This window comes from Allonocardiopsis opalescens (genome assembly GCF_003002095.1).
In the GTDB taxonomy this organism is placed as follows: Bacteria; Actinomycetota; Actinomycetes; order Streptosporangiales; family Streptosporangiaceae; genus Allonocardiopsis; species Allonocardiopsis opalescens.
The window spans coordinates 34,803-51,089 of sequence record NZ_PVZC01000002.1 but is presented as its reverse complement, the minus strand read 5'-3'; the positions used below and the strand labels follow the sequence as shown (position 1 = coordinate 51,089).

The 16,287-nt window shown below is 73.3% G+C and carries 14 protein-coding genes; 3 read left to right on the top strand and 11 right to left on the bottom strand.

Annotation, left to right across the window (positions count from 1 at the left end; genetic code table 11):
* Window positions 1-361 precede the first annotated feature (361 nt).
* Complete coding sequence (locus CLV72_RS06925; RefSeq protein ID WP_146159371.1) at window positions 362-829, bottom strand: hypothetical protein; 468 nt, start codon at window positions 827-829, stop codon at window positions 362-364.
* Between the two features lie 230 nt (window positions 830-1,059).
* On the opposite strand from CLV72_RS06925, the gene CLV72_RS06920 reads away from it, so the two are divergent.
* Window positions 1,060-1,485 carry a hypothetical protein gene (locus CLV72_RS06920; RefSeq protein ID WP_106241687.1) on the top strand — a complete coding sequence of 142 codons (426 nt, stop codon included), beginning with the start codon at window positions 1,060-1,062 and terminating at the stop codon, window positions 1,483-1,485.
* 13 nt (window positions 1,486-1,498) lie between these two features.
* Here the strand turns inward: CLV72_RS06920 and CLV72_RS06915 are convergent, their stop codons facing one another.
* The 5 genes from CLV72_RS06915 to CLV72_RS06895 form a co-directional block, all read right to left on the bottom strand.
* Entirely contained in the window at window positions 1,499-2,347 is an 849-nt protein-coding gene (locus tag CLV72_RS06915) for a L,D-transpeptidase family protein (RefSeq protein ID WP_106241683.1), read from the bottom strand.
* A gap of 9 nt (window positions 2,348-2,356) precedes the next feature.
* Entirely contained in the window at window positions 2,357-3,814 is a 1,458-nt protein-coding gene (locus tag CLV72_RS06910) for an ATP-binding protein (protein WP_106241679.1), read from the bottom strand.
* Window positions 3,811-5,499 carry an NAD(P)/FAD-dependent oxidoreductase gene (locus CLV72_RS06905; protein WP_106241676.1) on the bottom strand — a complete coding sequence of 563 codons (1,689 nt, stop codon included), beginning with the start codon at window positions 5,497-5,499 and terminating at the stop codon, window positions 3,811-3,813. Before CLV72_RS06905 ends, CLV72_RS06910 begins: the two co-directional genes overlap by 4 nt.
* A gap of 98 nt (window positions 5,500-5,597) precedes the next feature.
* Window positions 5,598-5,960 carry a sec-independent translocase gene (locus CLV72_RS06900; RefSeq protein ID WP_106241672.1) on the bottom strand — a complete coding sequence of 121 codons (363 nt, stop codon included), beginning with the start codon at window positions 5,958-5,960 and terminating at the stop codon, window positions 5,598-5,600.
* Window positions 5,961-6,018: 58 nt separating this feature from the next.
* On the bottom strand, window positions 6,019-6,786 hold the full coding sequence (locus CLV72_RS06895; RefSeq protein WP_106241669.1) for a phosphatase PAP2 family protein: 768 nt from the start codon (window positions 6,784-6,786) through the stop codon (window positions 6,019-6,021).
* 192 nt (window positions 6,787-6,978) lie between these two features.
* Here CLV72_RS06895 and CLV72_RS06890 point away from each other — a divergent pair, with 192 nt between their 5' ends.
* The gene (locus CLV72_RS06890) at window positions 6,979-7,947 is read left to right on the top strand and encodes a universal stress protein (RefSeq protein WP_106241665.1); all 969 of its coding nucleotides are present in this window, start codon (window positions 6,979-6,981) and stop codon (window positions 7,945-7,947) included.
* A 73-nt stretch (window positions 7,948-8,020) separates the two neighbouring features.
* Here CLV72_RS06890 and CLV72_RS06885 read toward each other — a convergent pair whose 3' ends face one another.
* The 5 genes from CLV72_RS06885 to CLV72_RS06865 all read right to left on the bottom strand — a co-directional run bounded on the left by CLV72_RS06885 (window position 8,021) and on the right by CLV72_RS06865 (window position 14,353).
* Window positions 8,021-8,224 carry a cold-shock protein gene (locus tag CLV72_RS06885; RefSeq protein ID WP_106241662.1) on the bottom strand — a complete coding sequence of 68 codons (204 nt, stop codon included), beginning with the start codon at window positions 8,222-8,224 and terminating at the stop codon, window positions 8,021-8,023.
* Between the two features lie 306 nt (window positions 8,225-8,530).
* Window positions 8,531-10,141, bottom strand: a complete 1,611-nt coding sequence (locus CLV72_RS06880; RefSeq protein ID WP_106243468.1) for a dolichyl-phosphate-mannose--protein mannosyltransferase — start codon at window positions 10,139-10,141, stop codon at window positions 8,531-8,533.
* 79 nt (window positions 10,142-10,220) lie between these two features.
* Window positions 10,221-11,126: a 16S rRNA (cytidine(1402)-2'-O)-methyltransferase gene (gene rsmI, locus CLV72_RS06875; RefSeq protein ID WP_170140903.1), complete on the bottom strand. Its 906-nt coding sequence runs from the start codon at window positions 11,124-11,126 to the stop codon at window positions 10,221-10,223.
* A gap of 7 nt (window positions 11,127-11,133) precedes the next feature.
* Window positions 11,134-13,716 (bottom strand): protein translocase subunit SecD, encoded by a 2,583-nt coding sequence (gene secD / locus CLV72_RS06870; RefSeq protein ID WP_245929958.1) that lies wholly within the window; start codon window positions 13,714-13,716, stop codon window positions 11,134-11,136.
* Between the two features lie 196 nt (window positions 13,717-13,912).
* Entirely contained in the window at window positions 13,913-14,353 is a 441-nt protein-coding gene (locus tag CLV72_RS06865; RefSeq protein ID WP_106241651.1) for a hypothetical protein, read from the bottom strand.
* A 407-nt stretch (window positions 14,354-14,760) separates the two neighbouring features.
* Here CLV72_RS06865 and metG point away from each other — a divergent pair, with 407 nt between their 5' ends.
* The gene (gene metG / locus CLV72_RS06860) at window positions 14,761-16,278 is read left to right on the top strand and encodes a methionine--tRNA ligase (protein ID WP_106241647.1); all 1,518 of its coding nucleotides are present in this window, start codon (window positions 14,761-14,763) and stop codon (window positions 16,276-16,278) included.
* Window positions 16,279-16,287: the final 9 nt, after the last annotated feature.

Below are 16,287 nucleotides of genomic sequence, written 5' to 3'. Positions count from 1 at the left end.
GACGTCGCCGGGAATGCGGGCGATCCAATAGCACACGTTGTCAAGGGGCTGCACGTTGTTCGCATCGAGGGGGTCAGGGGTTCAAATCCCCTCAGCTCCACCCGACTCTGGGCGACCCTGCTCGTCGGCCTTCGGCCGACTCGCGGGGTCGTCGGTTTTGTGTTGGCCCGGGGGGCATGGCCCCCCGGAACCCCCCACACCAGGGGGCTGCGCCCCCTGGACCCCCGCACCCCGACTTCGTCGAGGCGCGACCTCGGCGATGTGGGGGTGCGGATCGCTGAGGCCGTGCTCTGGCGATGCGGGGTGGCGGAACCGGTGGATGGGCGGGTGCCGGTCGGGTGCGTTTTGCCGGGTGCCGCGGTCAGATGGGCGGGCCGTGCGTGGTTCCGGGTAGGCGGCGGACGGAGGCGGTGGTCAGGGTGACGGCCGCCGCTAGGCCGATGGTGCTTATGGCGACGTGGAGCCAGATGGCCTGGGTGGCCACCAGGAGAGTGAGCGCCGCGGTGGAAAGGGTGAGGACGGCGACCGCGCACAGGAGGGCCGGGCGCGGTACGGCGCGGGCGCGCGGGGTGATCGCCGCAAGTGCGACCAGGACGGCGAGCAGGCCCATCGCCGCATTGCCGAGTTGGGCCGCGCCCGGATCGGGCACCTGCTCGTAGGCGGAGGGCGCCACGGACGAGCCGACCATTCCGAGGGTGCCGGTGGACGCCAGGTACAGCTTCTCCAAGGTGTACACCATCCAGTGGGCGGCGGTGGTCCAGCCCGCGCCGCGCACCAGGGCCCGGGTCCGCGCCGAAGCGCGCGCATTGGTGGGAAACTTCGTCGTCATGGCGGCAGTCTCGCGCCCGAGACGGCCGCTGCGCCTCGTCCGGCCAGGGGATTCCGGCGTCCTGCCTCCCTCGGGCGAGGGAGGGGTACCGGCGACGCGCCGCGAATTCTCATGTCCGTTTAATGGTCTGACGGCCGGGTCCGGGTGAGACTGGGGGTGTAGGGCGCCGGGGGCTCGGGGGTGGGCTTTCGGGCTGGTGGGGGGCCGTTCGGCGGCCCTGAGGAGGGTTGATGATCATCGCTGCCCAGCCGGATCTGCCGATCTACCGCCACCGGGTGTGCATCCGCTTCGACGACGTGTCGGGACGGATGCCGAGGATTCATCACAACTCGACGCATATCGCCGTGGGGGTGACGCGGCTGTCCGTGGACGACTCGGGGCAGCTGGTGGTGCATCTGCAGCGGGATGCGGAGGGGCGCACCATGCCGATTCTTTCGGGGTGGGTGCATCTGGACGAGACGCTGGCCAACGGGCAGTGGAGCGCGGGCTTCACCTCCGGGGTCGGGCAGGCCAACATCCGCTTCTACCGCAACGGGACGCGGGCCAGCTGCCGCAATCCGGCGCTGTACAGCACCTACGCCAACATCTGGTGCGGCTGGGACACCATGGCCCGCGCCGACCTGATGCAGGCGGGCCATCTGGAGGCGACGCCGTGACGGGGAGCCGCGCTCAGCGGACCAGCACCCGGGCGCCCTGGTCCAGGTAGCCGCTCTCCCAGAGCCAGTCCATTCCGGCCAGGCTCACCCGGGCGCAGCCGTGGGAGGCGGGGTAGGGCGGCACGGACGGGTAGCCGTGGACGGCGATGCCGCCGTTGAAGTACTTGGGGCGGTACAGCTCGCCGAGCGGGCCGGGGTCCCAGGCGTCGACCGCGCGGAAGACCTCGTAGTCGCCCTCCGGGGTGACGGCGACGCGCTGCGAGCCCTGCGACTCGTAGGTCTCGCCCGAGCCGGTGGAGGTGTTGAACACCTGCTCGACCTCGCCGTCGTTCACCACCAGCAGCAGCTGCCGCCCCAGGTCGATCTCGACCGCGCGGCCCGACTCGGTGCTCGCCTCCGGGCGGATGCCGTCGTCCAGCGCCTCCTGGGTGCCCGGGCCGACCACGCCGTCGCGGTCGATGCCGGCCGCCTTCTGCAGGGCGTAGACGGCCTGGGTGGTCAGCTCGCCGAACTCGCCGTCGGCGGAGTCGATCCAGTAGCCCAGCTCCATCAGCCGCTGCTGCAGCCGCTCGACCTCGGCGCCGGAGTCGCCCTGGCGCAGCAGTTCGGGTTCGTCGGGCTCCTCGGACGGCTCGGCCGACGCGGTGCCGGCGGCCGGGGAGGCCGACTCGGCCGGCGCGGACTCGGCCGGGGGCTGCTCGGACGGGCGGGCCGACTCGGCGGCGGACGGGGCGGAGGACGCAGCGGCTCCGGCCACGGCGCCGGCTCCGGCGCAGCCGCCGGTGGCGAGCGCGGCCGTCAGGGCCAGAGCCGCCGCCGTGACGGGGTACCTTGCGGGGGTTCCGGTAACGCGCAGGCTCATACCGGCCTTTTACCCGCCGCTGGAGTTGTTATCGCCGCTGTCGGCGATGGCGGGCGGCCGCAGCGGAATGCGGGTCTGGAATCGGGTGTCGCCCGGCACGGAGTGCACCTGGAGGTCGCCGCCGTGGCGGTCGACCACGATCCGCCAGGCGATGTCCAGGCCCAGGCCGGTGCCGTGCCCGACCGGCTTGGTGGTGAAGAAGGGCTCGAAGATGCGGTCCTGGATCTCCTGGGGCACGCCGGAACCGGTGTCGCCGATCTCCACCAGCAGCGCGTCGGGCTCGGCCACCGTGCGCACGGTGAGGGTGCCGGAGCCGTCCATGGCGTCGATGGCGTTGTGGATCAGGTTGGTCCACACCTGGTTCAGCTCGGCCGCGTAGACCTCGATCTGAGGCGCGTCGGGGTCGTAGTCGGTGACCACGCTGATGCCGGGCCCCACCTTGTGGCGCATGATCGCCAGGGTGCTGTCCAGCAGTTCGGTCACGTCGACGCGCTGCTGCGGCGCCCGGTCCATCTGTGAGTACTGCTTGGCCGACGCGATCAGGTTGCTGATCCGGTTGGCGGCGTCGCCGATCTCGGTCAGCAGCGACTCGATCTCGACGGTGTGCGCCAGCCAGCCGATGGCCTTGGGCAGCGCGTCGCCGACCGCCTCGGAGGTGGCCTCGGCCCAGCCGCGGTCCAGCCCGGCCGCGACCAGCCCGGGCGCGTAGTCGACCGCGTTGTCGACGCCGTGCTCCTCCAGCCAGTCGATCATCTCGTCCTCGCGGTCGCTGAACTCCAGCGGGGACAGCTTCGGCGCGGCGGCCATGCCCTTGACCGCGGCGTCCTGCACCGACACCAGCTCGCGCAGCACCGCCGGGTTCAGCCGCGACTCGGCCAGGTAGGCCAGCTTCTGCCGCAGGATGCCGGTCTCCTCGCGCAGCGCGGTGACGGCGCGCTGGGTGGCGGCGGCCGGGTTGTTCAGCTCGTGGGTGAGCCCGGCGGTGACCGAGCCGAGCGCGACCAGCCGCTCCCGTTCGGCCACCCGCGCCTGCGAGGTGCGCATGGTGCCGTAGACCCCGGCGACCAGGTGCAGCGCGATCGGGTACCAGCGCTCCATGAACCGGCGGAAGTCCGCGCACGACAGCTCGAACACGGTCACGTCGGTGATGGCGTGGCCGCTGTTGGTGTAGGGCGGCTCCTGGAAGTCCTCGGTGAGCAGGCCCATCACGCCGCCGAAGTAGGTGCCGCGGTGGTCGCTGCGGGTCACCTCGACCTCGCCGCCGCCGCGCACCGCGCGGGTCAGCGACATGGTGCCCGACAGCAGCACGAAGAAGCAGGTGCCGGACTCGCCCTCGCCGTAGATGCGGTGGCCCGAGGGGTACTCCCGTACGGCACCGCGCTCGGCCAGCCAGGCCAGCCGCTCCGGTTCGAGCTGTTCGAACAGGAACAGGGTGCCCAGTTCCTCCGGGCTGATCCGGGCGCTCATGCCGTCAGGTACCGGTGCACCAGCGCGACGGCCATCGCGCCCTCACCGACGGCTGAGGCGACCCTCTTGATGGAATCGGCGCGGGCGTCGCCCGCAACGAACACTCCAGGCACGTTGGTCTCCAGGTGGTAGGGGTCGCGGCCGAGCGTCCAGCCGCGCGGCCGCCGGCCGTCGGTCAGGAGGTCGGGTCCGGCCAGGATGAAGCCCCGGTCGTCGCGCTCCACGACGTCGTCCAGCCAGCCGGTGTGCGGTTCGGCGCCGATGAACACGAACAGGAAGGCGGCGCTGACGGTGCGCTCGCCGCCGCCGTTGCGGTCGCGCAGCACCAGCCGTTCCAGGTGGCCGTCGCCGGAGCTGCCGACCACCTCGGTGCACGGGTGCACCTCGATGTTGGGCGTGGCCGCGATCTGCTCGATGAGGTAGTGGGACATGGACTGCTGCAGGCCGGCGCCGCGCACCAGCAGGTGGACCCGCTTGGCGAAGCCGGACAGGTGCATCGCGGCCTGCCCGGCGGAGTTCGCGCCGCCCACGACGTAGATCTCCTGGTCGGCGCAGGCGGGCGCCTCGGTGAGCGCCGCGCCGTAGTACACGCCCCGGCCGACGAACTCGTCGAGTCCGGCGGCGCCGAGCCGGCGGTAGGAGACGCCGGTGGCCAGGATGACGGTGTGCGCGGAGATGCGGCCGCCGTCGGCGAAGTGCACCACCCGGGCCGAGCCGCGCGGTTCCAGCCGGGTGACCTGCCGCGCGATCAGCACCTCGGTGCCGAAGCGCACCGCCTGGCGGCGGGCCCGCTCGGTGAGCTGGCCGCCGGACACGCCGTCGGGGAAGCCGAGGTAGTTCTCGATCCGCGAGCTCTGCCCGGCCTGGCCGCCGGTCGCCTGCCGCTCCACCAGCACCGTGCGCAGCCCCTCGGACGCGCCGTACACGCTCGCGCCGAGCCCGGCCGGGCCGCCGCCGATCACCGCGAGGTCGTAGAACTCCGCGGCGGGGTCGGTGGCGATGCCTATCGCCGCCGCCAGCTCCTGGTCGGTGGGGTCGGTCAGCGCGGTGCCGTCGGGGGTGACCACCAGCGGCAGCTGGGCAGGGTCGGCGCCGGCCGCCTTGACCAGCTGGCGGCCGCTGGGCTCGCCGGCGGGGTGCCACTCGTAGGAGAGGTGGTTGCGGGCCAGGAAGTCGCGCAGCTCGTAGCAGCGGCTGGACCAGCGGTCGCCCACCACCCGCACGGAGTCGCGCCAGCTGCGCTCCTGGCGGTGCCAGCTGTCGAGCTCGGCGTCGACCACCGGGTACAGCTTCTCCTCCGGCGGGTCCCAGGGTTTGAGCAGGTAGTGGTCGAGGTCGACCACGTTGATCGCCTGGATCGCCGCGTCGGTGTCGGCGTAGGCCGTCAGCAGCACCCGCCTGGCGTGCGGGTAGAGGTCCATCGCCTCTTCGAGGAACTCTGTTCCGTTCATCAGCGGCATGCGCTGGTCGGCCAGCAGCAGGGCCACTTCCTGCCCGCGCAGCCGGATCTCGCGCAGGCTCTCCAGCGCCTGCGGGCCCGCCTCGGCGCGCAGGATGCGGTAGGCGTCGCTGTAGCGGCGGCGCAGGTCGCGTGCGATCGCCCGGGACACGCCGGGGTCGTCGTCGACCGTCAGGATCACGGGTTTGGCCGCTCGCTCCGCGGCCGCTGTATCGGTGGTCCCCATCGTCACGGAAACAACCTATGCGGCGATCCGCACCGGATGGCCCGATCCGGCGGGCAAAAAATGCTCACTACGTGGTAACGCCGGGGCAGGCGCGCGGCTCAGGTGGCCTCGCTGTCGTAGGGCGGGCGCTCGCCGGCGGGCAGGCCGGTCTGGGCGGTTGCGTCGGCCCGGCGGCCGGAGCTGCCGTTGGCCCGGGTGGTGCCGCCGCGGATGACGTCCTCGCCGTCCTCGAACAGGTGCTTGCGGACGAAGTTCCGCGGGTTGAGGTCGGTGACCTCGAAGTCGCTGAACTCCGGGCCGAGGCCCTCGCGGAGGTCCTGCTTGGCGTTGTCGGCCATGCTGCGGACCTGGCGGAGGAGGCGGGCCGCCTGCGCCGCGATCTTGGGCAGCTGGTCGGGCCCGAAGACCAGCAGGGCAAGGACGCCCAGGACGAGGAACTCGCCCAAGCCGATATTGAACATCGGATCACCTCGTACGCCTCGTGGCCCGACCCGGCTGGACGGCCGGCGTCGCTCCAGCCTAGCCTGCCGCCGCCCGTTCGTCCCCGTCCGTCCCCGGTGGTCCGGAACCGCCCGGCGCGGCCGGGCGGGGCGGCCCGAGCGCCAGCCGGCCGATGCCCAGGACGACGTAGCCGAGCAGCCAGCCGGTGGGGATCTCCGACAGCCAGTGGTAGTCGAGGGAGACCATCAGCACGCCCACCGCGGCCGTCGGCACCGCGCTCACCGCCAGGCCGATACGGAGCAGTCGGCGGTCGGGGCGCCAGCCGGAGGCGCCCCAGAGCAGCACCGCGATGAAGGCGTAGGTGAGGGCGGCGTTGGCGGCGTGGCCGGAGGGATAGGAGACGAAGCCCGGCATGAAGACGGCGTCCATCTCGGTGCGCGGCGGGGTGCGCCCCACCGCGTACTTGAGGCCGTAGCCGAGCACGTACAGGCTGCCCAGCGAGACCACCACCGCCACCACGGGGCGGGCCGAGCGCAGTTTCCATGCGCACCAGCCGGCCGCGAGCAGCATCAGCGGGATGGTGACCGCGCGCTGCCCGAGCCGGGCCACCAGCACGCTCAGCGCCATGCTCCAGCCGGTGGGCTGGTTGGCGTCGGCGGCTTCGTGCACCGGCCAGTCCAGCGCGGTGAGCGGCCCGTAGACGATCACCTGCCAGGTGAGCACGGAGAGCACCGCCGCCATCGCGGCCAGCGCGATCGCGTGCGGACGCCACCAGGGGCGGGCCTCGGCGGGCGGCTCGGCGAGAGCGGTCACGCCGGAGGGCGGGGAGAAGGGCGCTGTCGGCACGGGAGCGGTGTCTCCATGGGCAAGAAACGGTCAACTGCTGTCCTACCATCCAGCCGACCTCCGAGGGTAGCGGCGGAAGGCGGCGGAACGGCGGGGAGTGGCGGCCGGTCTGGGGTACCTTCGGGTAAGGCTCAGCACACTGGGTATAACCGGGCCTCCTCTCTAGGACGCGGACGGAAGTGAGAGGTTCACGTGCCCAGGAGACCGACGGGACGGATCGTCGCGGGTGTGGACGGATCGCCGTCCAGTCTGCAGGCGCTGGAATGGGCCGCCCGAGAGGCCCAGCAGCGCGACGTGACCCTGCGCATCGTGCACGCTCTGCACGTCATGCTGTTCAAAGTGCCCTTCGGCGTGCTCGCGCCGAGCCCCATCGACCCCCAGGCCGAGGACGACGGCCGTACCCTGCTGGCCGAGGCGGAGAAACGGGTCCGCGACTGGCACCCCGAGGTGCGGGTCGAGACGGCCCTGGTGGTCGGCCCCGCCACCCAGGCGCTGGTCGACGCCGCGGCAGAGGCCGACCTGGTGGTGGTCGGCTCGCGCGGGCTGAGCGGGGTGGGCGCGGCCTTCGTCGGCTCCGTCGGCGTCGAACTGGCCGCGCACGCCGCCTGCCCGGTGGTGGTGCTGCCGCCGGTGCGCGAGCGGCCGGAGGACGACGGCCTCGCCGGCTGCGACCCCGCGCTGACCGAGGTGGTGTGCGGGCCGCGCGCCAAGGCGCCGATCGTGGTCGGCGTCGACGGCTCGCGGCCGAGCCGGTCGGCGCTGCGCTTCGCGGTGGTGGAGGCGGCGCTCACCGGCCGCGGGCTGGTGGCGGTGAACGCCTGGCAGCGCCCGGCCCAGGCCGACTCACTCGTGGCGCCGCCCGCCGACCCCGCCATCGAGGTCGACGCCGCGCAGCTGGCCGAGGGCTCGCGGGCGCTGCTGGAGCGTTCCTTGGCGCCGTGGCGGGAGATCTACCCGCGCACCCGCTTCGAGGAGCGGGCGGTGGACGGGCATCCGGCCCAGGTGCTGCTGGACGCGGCTCGGGAGGCGTCCTTGCTGGTGCTCGGCTCACGCGGCCGGGGCGGCTTCACCGGGTTGCTGTTCGGCTCGATCAGCCAGGCGGTGCTGCACCGGGCCGAGGCGCCGGTGGCGGTGATCCGGGTCAGCACCGAGGCCCGCTGACCCGCTGCGCGCGGGCGGGCATGAAAACGGCCCTCCGCCCCCGGATGGGGTGGAGGGCCGTGAAGCCTGCTGGTTACAGCGGGCGAACGTCCGAGGCCTGCGGGCCCTTGGGGCCCTGGGTGATCTCGAACTCGACCGACTGGTTCTCTTCGAGGTTCCGGAAACCCGAACCCGCGATCGCGGAGTAGTGCACGAACACGTCCGGACCGCCGCCGTCAACCGCGATGAAGCCGAAACCCTTTTCAGAGTTGAACCACTTCACGGTACCCTGAGCCATCTGCTCTCCCTTGGGAACTACATCAAGGCCGCACCCTGCTGGCCCTGGGTTGCTGAACGGGCGCTCTCCCAAGGATGGTTTGCCTCCAGGGGCCAGCGTCCGCGTGAAGCTCCGCGAAGTGCTGCTGGCACATCCATGGAAACTACAACCGCAACCGCCAAGCAGGTTACCAGCCGATCATGATCTCGGGGACTCCCTGAGGGGCGAAATCTAGATTTGATTACAGTGTGGTAGCGAGCACATTGATTCGTCCCCCGGCGCGGCGGACCCGCTCGGCCCGCCGCCCGCCCGCCGCCCCGCGGCGGCTCAGATCCACGACTGGAGCCACATCCGGGCGTTCCAGCTGTCCCAGGGCACGATCTCGCCCGCCAGGACCGGATAGAAGTAGTAGAAGACGGCGATCACCAGCAGCAGGTAGGTGCCGGCCACCGACGCGCCCACCATCCGCCGCATCGGCGACCAGCGCGGCGCCTGCGCCCCCGGACCGACCACCGCCCCGATCACCAGGGTCAGCGCCAGCACCATGAAGGGCAGCATCGGCGCGGCGTAGAAGAAGAACATGGTGCGGTCGGGGAAGGCGAACCACGGCAGCCAGCCCGCGGCGTAGCCCAGCAGCACCGAGCCGGCCCGCCAGTCGCGGTAGATCAGCCACCACACCCACAGCGCGATCAGCGCGGGGATCGCGGCCCACCAGATCGCCGGGTTGCCCAGCGCCAGCACCGCCTGCGAGCAGCGGTCGGCCGCGCAGCCGTTCTGGCCCGGCTCGTAGGCGCGGTACCAGAAGATGATCGGCCGCAGCAGCAGCGGCCACTGCCAGGGCGTCGACTGGTAGTCGTGGTCGGAGTCGAGCCCGGAGTGGAAGCTGTACGCCTCCACGTGGTAGCGCGCCAGCGCCTGGAGGGTGCTCAGCGCCGAGGCCAGCGGCCCGGGCAGCGGGGAGTCGGCCGGCACCGGGACGGCGTCGCGCCCCCAGCCGGTGCTGCTCAGGAACCAGCCGGTCCAGGTGGCCAGGTAGGTGGCGAAACCGACCAGCATGACGGTGAAGAAGGCCGGCACCGCGTCCAGCAGGAACCAGGTGCGGCCCGGCTCGCGCAGCCCCGAGGAGCGGCGGGCGCCGTAGTCCCAGGCGACGGTGAGCAGCCCGAAGGCCGCGACGTAGAACAGCGCCGACCACTTGGTGCCCACGGCCAGGCCCATGCAGACGGCGGCCGCCACCCGCCACCAGCGCACGCCCAGCCACGGCCCCATGCGGCGGGCGCCGGCCAGGCCCTCCATCCGCGCCGCCAGCCGCGCCCGGGTGCGGTCGCGGTCGACCACCAGGCAGCCGAAGGCGGCCAGGATCCAGAACATCAGGAAGATGTCCAGCAGCGCGATCCGGCTCAGCGTGAAGTGCAGGCCGTCCAGGGCGAGCAGCAGGCCCGCCACGCAGCCGAGCAGGGTGGAGCGGGTCATCCGGCGGGCGATGCGGGCGATGAGCAGCACCGACAGCGCGCCGATGAGCGCCGCCCCGAAGCGCCAGCCGAACGGGGTCATGCCGAAGGCCCACTCGCCGGCCGCGATGATCCACTTGCCCACCGGCGGGTGCACCACGAAGGCGCCGCCGTCGCCGAAGATCTCGGCGTTCCCGGCGTTCAGCAGATCGTCGGCGCCCTCGACCGTCTCGTGCTCGGCGCCGAAGCGCAGCAGGCCGAAGGCGTCCTTGGCGTAGTAGGTCTCGTCGAACATGATCTCCGGCGGGTCGCCCAGCCGGATGAAGCGCAGCGCGCCGGCGAAGGCCGCCACCAGGATCGGGCCGAGCCAGCCCAGCAGCAGACCGCCGGGGAGCGCGGACACCAGCCGCTCGCGCAGCGGCGGCGGGTCCTGCCGGGGCGGGGGGGCGTCCTCGCTGCGCTGCTCGTCGACGTCGGACACTGTCATGGTCATCCCAGGAGTCGAGACGGGGTGGCGGGCTCGGAGCGCCGCGGGGCGGCCGGACGGCTCCGCTGCGGCCACAACTCTATTGGTCGGCGCGGTCGGTGTCGTCCGGTGCGCGGGCGGGGGAGCGGTGCGCGGCGTCGTACACCAGCCGCCGGGGCGCCCCGGTGTCGGCGGCCACCGCGGCGACGGCGTCCTTGCGGCTCAGGCCCTCGGCCTGCCGCCGCGCTACCGCCTCGGCCAGTTCGGCGGCCAGCTCCGCGGGGTCCTGGCCGGCGGCCGGGGCGGGCCGCTGCGCGCCGCCGACCACCAGGGTGATCTCGCCGCGCACCTGCCCCTGGGCCCACTCGGCGAGTTCGGCCAGCGGGCCCCGGCGCACCTCCTCGTAGGTCTTGGTCAGCTCGCGGCACACGGCGGCGGGCCGCTCGCCGCCGAAGGCGCCGGCCATCGCGCGCAGGGTGGCCGCGAGGCGGTGCGGGGACTCGAAGAACACCATCGTGCGGCGTTCGGCGGCGAGTTCGGCCAGCCGCCCCTCAAGGCCCTTGCGCGGCGGGAAGCCCTCGAAGCAGAAGCGGTCGGAGGGCAGCCCCGACAGCACCAGCGCGGTGGTGACCGCGGAGGGGCCGGGCAGCGCGGTGACGGGCACACCGGCCTCGACGGCCGCCGCGACCAGGCGGTACCCGGGGTCGGAGACCCCGGGCATGCCCGCGTCGGTGACCACCAGCACGTCGGTGCCGGCCGTCAGCTCGGCGACCAGCTCCTCGGCGCGGCGCCGCTCGTTGGCGTCGAAGTACGACACCACCCGGCCGGCCACCCGCACGTCGAGGCGGCGGGCCGCCTGGTAGAGCCGCCGGGTGTCCTCGGCGGCCACCACCGGGGTCTCGGCCAGCGCGGCGCGGAGCCGGGGCGAGGCGTCCTCGGCCCGGCCGATCGGCATGGCGGCGAGGATCAGCCGCCCCGGCCCGCGCTGTGCTGGCGTGTCGTCCACGGCGCGGCTACACCACCGCGCCGCTGTGGTCGCGCTTGATCTCCACCTGCTCGCGCTTGCGCGGCTTGTCGCCGCGTGCGTGCGGCGGCGGCGACTTGGCGAAGCGCTCGAACACGATCGCCAGCGGCACCGCGGTGATCACAGTGGACAGCATGCCCATGAACAGGCCCGCCAGCAGCGCGATGGAGAAGTCCGTCAGGGAGTCGCCGCCCAGGACGGCCAGCGCGCCGAGGATCGCGAAGCCGCCGATGCCGGTGCTGACGGTACGCGGCAGCGTGTTCAGCACCGCCGCGTTGGCGGTCGTGATGAAGGGCCGGTCGGGGTTGTTGCGCCACTCGTCCCTGACCCGGTCGAAAACCACCACGGAGTCGTTCACCGAGTAGCCGATGATGCTGAGCAGGCCGGCCAGGAAGACGCCGTCGATGGGGCGGCCCAGCCAGGCGAACAGGCCGATCACCACCACCACGTCCAGCGCGAGCGCGATCATCGTGGCCAGGCCGAAGGTCCACCGGAAGCGGACCGCAAGGTAGACCAGCTGCGCCAGCAGCGCGACCGCCAGGGCGATCAGCCCCATCGTGCGCAGCTCCTGGCCCAGGCTCGGGCCGATCAGCTCGTCGCTCTCCCGGGTGGCCCCGCCGCCGACCTCGGCCAGCGCCTCCTCGATCCGCGTCGCCTCGTCGTCGGTGATCTGCTGGGTGCGCACCGAGATCTCGTTCTCGCCCGACTCCTGGACGACGGCGCCGGGGAAGCCGGTGTCGCTGACCGCGGCGCGGGCGTCCTCGACGCTGACCTCCTGCTCGACGGCGAAGTCCATCACCCGGCCGCCGGTGAACTCCACACCGAAGTTCAGCGGCCGCACCAGCACGCCGGCCACCGCGATCACCGCGATGATGCCGGTGACGGCCAGCAGCCTGCGGTGCTTGCCCATGATGTCGGGCGCGCGCTCGATCAGCCAGCGGCGCACCGCGCCGATCTTGGCGATACCGGACCAGTTCGGACGCTTGTTGACGACGCGGGTGCGCATCGCCCACTCCACCAGCACCCGGGCGATGACCAGCGCGGAGATCATCGACGCGAGCGTGCCCAGCGCCAGGGTGACGCCGAAGCCGCGCACCGGGCCCGAGGCCAGGAAGAACAGCAGCCCGGCCGCGAGGATGGTGGTGATGTTGCTGTCGAGCACCGCGCTGAAGGCGTTGCGGGAGCCCTCGGCGAAGGCCCGGTAGAGGTTGGGCGGGGCCACCCGGTCCTTCAGCGACAGGCGGCGGCGCTCCTTCTTCGCGTCACCGCTCGCCGCGGCCGCGTCGTCGCCCTGCTGCTGCTTGGCGAATGCCTCCTGCTGCTCCAGGTAGCGCTCGCGGGAGCGCTCGAACATCAGCACGTTGGCGTCGATGGCCATGCCGATGGCGAGCACGAAGCCGGCCAGTCCTGGCAGGGTGAGGGTCGCGCCGACCAGCACCAGGGCGGCGTAGGCGATCAGGGTGTACAGGCCCAGCGCCAGCGAGGCCAGGAAGCCGGCCAGCCGGTAGACGAACACGATGTAGACCGCGGTCAGCACGATGCCGATGACCGCCGCCCACATGCTGGCCTCGATGGCCTCGGCGCCCAGGGTGGGGCCGACGGTCCGCATCTCGATGCGCTCCACCGGCACCGGCAGCGCGCCGCCCTCGATCAGCACGGCCAGGTTCTCGGCCTCGGCCTGGGTGAAGTCGCCGGTGATGGAGGTGGAGCCGCCGCCCTGGCCCACGCCGCAGGCCGTCTCCTCGGTGACCTGCGGCGCCGACAGGATGGCGTCGTCGAGGACGATCGCGACCTGGCGGGCGGGGTCGCCCGGCATCGCGCAGGCCGCGTCGGCGGTCAGCTGCCGCCAGGCTTCACGGGAGTCGCCGCCGAAGCTGACGTTCACCATCCAGTTGGCGCCGTACTGGTCGAGCGTCGCCTCGGCGCCGGTGACGCCGGTGCCGGTGATGGTGGCGGGGCCCAGGTCGAGATTGGCGCCGGTGGTGGGGTCGGGCAGCGACAGCGCCGGCTCCTCGGGCGCAGCCGGGTCCTCGCTCGCCTCGGCGGACGGGGAGGCCGACGAGGCCGGCTCGCTCTCCTCCGCGGACGGCTCCGCGGACTCGCCGTCGGCCTGGGCCAGCAGCTCGGGGTCGGCGGCGCGCTGGGAGTCGGGCACCTCGCCCTCGGGCGGGGGCGCCTCGCCCTCGGCGGGCGGCACCTCCTCCAGGCCGGGGATGCCGGTGCCCCCGGCGCCCTGGGTGGACAGCACGGGGTGGAAGGACAGCTGCGCGGTGCGGCCGATCAGCTCGGCGGCCTCGCTGGGGTCCTGCACGCCGGGCAGCTCGACGATGATGCGGTTCTCGCCCGAGCGCACCAGGGTGGCCTCGGCGACGCCCAGGGAGTCGACGCGCTGCCTGAGCACCTCCACCGCCTGGTCGGTCGCCTCCTGGTCGGCCTCGCGGTTGGGGGCGTCGTGGGTCTCCAGGGTGATCTGGGTCCCGCCGCGCAGGTCGAGGCCCAGCTGCGGGGGGATGAAGTAGGCGGCTGACGCCGCGCCGCCGACGACCAGGAGCGATACGACCGCTCTGGTCACTCGGCCGGCGCGGCCGGGAACACGGGACACGGGAAGAGCCTCCACACGACGGCCCCGGGCAGGGGCCGGACACGGTTCGGGACGGGGTCGGGCACGGGAAGGGGCGGACGGCCCGGCCGCGGTCCGCGCGCGGGCCCGGCCCGACGGCGTGCGGCGCGTCAGGACGGTGGGCGGGCGGGGGCGCGGCGGCGGGCGCTCAGGCCGCGAGGGCCGGCGGGGCGCGTCCCTGGGCGGGGCCGGCGCCGGCGCGGGGGAGCGCGGGCGCCGCGGCGGCGGGGAGGGCCGGCGCGCTGCTGAGGTCGGGGCCGAACCGGGCCCCGGCCGCCTCCACGGCGGGGTCGCCGAGATCGCGGCGCTGCTCGCCCGGGGTGCTGGAGTTGGGGTAGCCGTCGGGGTCCAGCGGGCTGAACTCGCGGTGGCGCGGGAGGTGCGCCACGGCGCGCGGCGGCTCGACCCTGGCGTGCTCGGCGCCGACGGCGCCGGAGCGGGCCGCCGAGGCGGCCGCCGCCTCGGGCGCGGAGACGCTGCCCGCGGCGGCGTTGACGGGGACCCAGGCGAGCGCGAAGACCGCCGCCAGCGCGGCGGTCAGCACCCGGGCAGCGGTGAAGAGCGCCCGAAGCCGCCTGGTGGACCCCATGTCACCTCCTCGGGAGCCGCCGGTGCGGACGCGGCGCGAAGGCCGCTCCACACCCCGGGACGCACCGGACCGCTCGCGCGGGCGGGTGCGCGGGGAAGGACTGTCTAGCATGCCGCACAGCGTCCTCAGCACGATACAGCCGAATCACCGCGATACCGGCCCGCGCGCCGCTCGGTTCGGTCTCGGTTCCGCCGGGCGGCCGCCCGCGCTCGGCACAAGCCCCCGGCCGCACGCGTGTAGCATTGGCGGTATGAACGCGGTTCGCGCGGTTGAGTCGCTGATGTGCGGCCGGATGATGCCATCCGGCCTCCCGCGCGTGCCCTAGTCCACCGCCATACACGGAGGCCCCGAGACCGGCGCCTCCTGAACTCTGCTCGGGCGGCGGCGGCGGGCGAGAGGAAGACACGATGAGTCGCTACGTCGTCATGACCGCGATCCCGTACGTGAACGGCAGGCCGCACGTCGGCCACGCCCTCGAACTGATCGAGACCGACGTACTGGCGCGCTACCGCAGGCAGCGCGGCGACGAGGTGCGCGCGCAGACCGGCACCGACGACAACGCGCTGAAGAACGTGCAGAGCGCCGAGGCCGAGGGCGTCCCGGTGGAGAGCTACGTCGAGCGGGTGGCGCAGAACTTCCTGAGCCTGGGCCAGGCGCTCGACCTCTCCTTCGACGACTTCATCAAGACCAGCTCCGACCCCCGGCACCGCCCCGGGGTGGAGAAGCTGTGGGCCGCCTGCGCCGCCCGGGGCGACTTCTACCGCAAGACCTACACCGGCCTGTACTGCACCGGCTGCGAGCAGTTCTACGCCGAGTCCGAACTGGTCGAGGGCCGCTGTCCCGAGCACGGCACCGTCCCCGACCTGGTCGAGGAGGACAACTGGTTCTTCCGGCTCAGCCGCTACCAGGACCGGCTGGCCGAGGAGATCTCCAGCGGGCGGCTGCGCGTCGAGCCGGCCTCGCGCCGCCGCGAGGTGCTGTCCTTCATCGAGTCCGGCCTGGAGGACTTCAGCGTCTCGCGCAGCATGAAGCGGGCCCGCGGATGGGGCATCCCGGTGCCGGGCGACCCCGAGCAGGTCATCTACGTCTGGTACGACGCGCTGGCCAACTACATCACCGCGCCCGGCTACGGCACCGACGAGGCCAGGTTCGCGCACTGGTGGACCGAGGCCGACGAGCGCGTGCACGTCATCGGCAAGGGCATCATCCGCTTCCACGCCGTGTACTGGCCGGCCATGCTGATGTCGGCCGGGGTGACCCTGCCCTCGCAGATCTTCGTGCACGAGTACCTCACCGCCGACGGCGCCAAGATCAGCAAGTCGGCCGGGAACGCCAAGGACCCCGGCGAGCTGGCCGAGCGCTTCGGCGCCGACGCGCTGCGCTGGTGGACCCTGCGCGACGTGGCGCGGGCCGGCGACACCGACTACACCGACGAGCGGCTGGTCACCCGCAACAACGAGGACCTGGCCAACAACATCGGCAACCTGGTCAACCGCACCGTGTCCATGGTGAACCGCTACCGGGACGGCGCGGTGCCCGCGCTCGCCGCCGACAACCCCGGCGCCGCCGAGCTGCGCCGGGTGCGCGCCGGGGCCGAGGCCCAGATCGCCGAGGCGATGGACGCCTACGACTTCCGCCGCGCGGCCGAGGTGATCGTCCGCGTCGGCGACGAGGGCAACCGCTACGTCGAGGCGGCCACCCCGTGGGTGCTGGCCAAGGCCGAGCGCAAGGAGGACGCCCCGCCGGCCGCCCTTGACGCCGTACTGGCCGAGCTGGTCGCCACCTGCCGCGAGCTGGGCCGGCTGCTGGTGCCCTTCCTGCCCGGCTCCGCGGCGAAGATCCTGCGGCAGTGCGGCGACGGCGGCGGGCGGGTGGCCGAGCCCGAGCCGGTCTTCCGCCGCCTGGAGCTCGACCCGGCCGAGTGACGGCGGCGG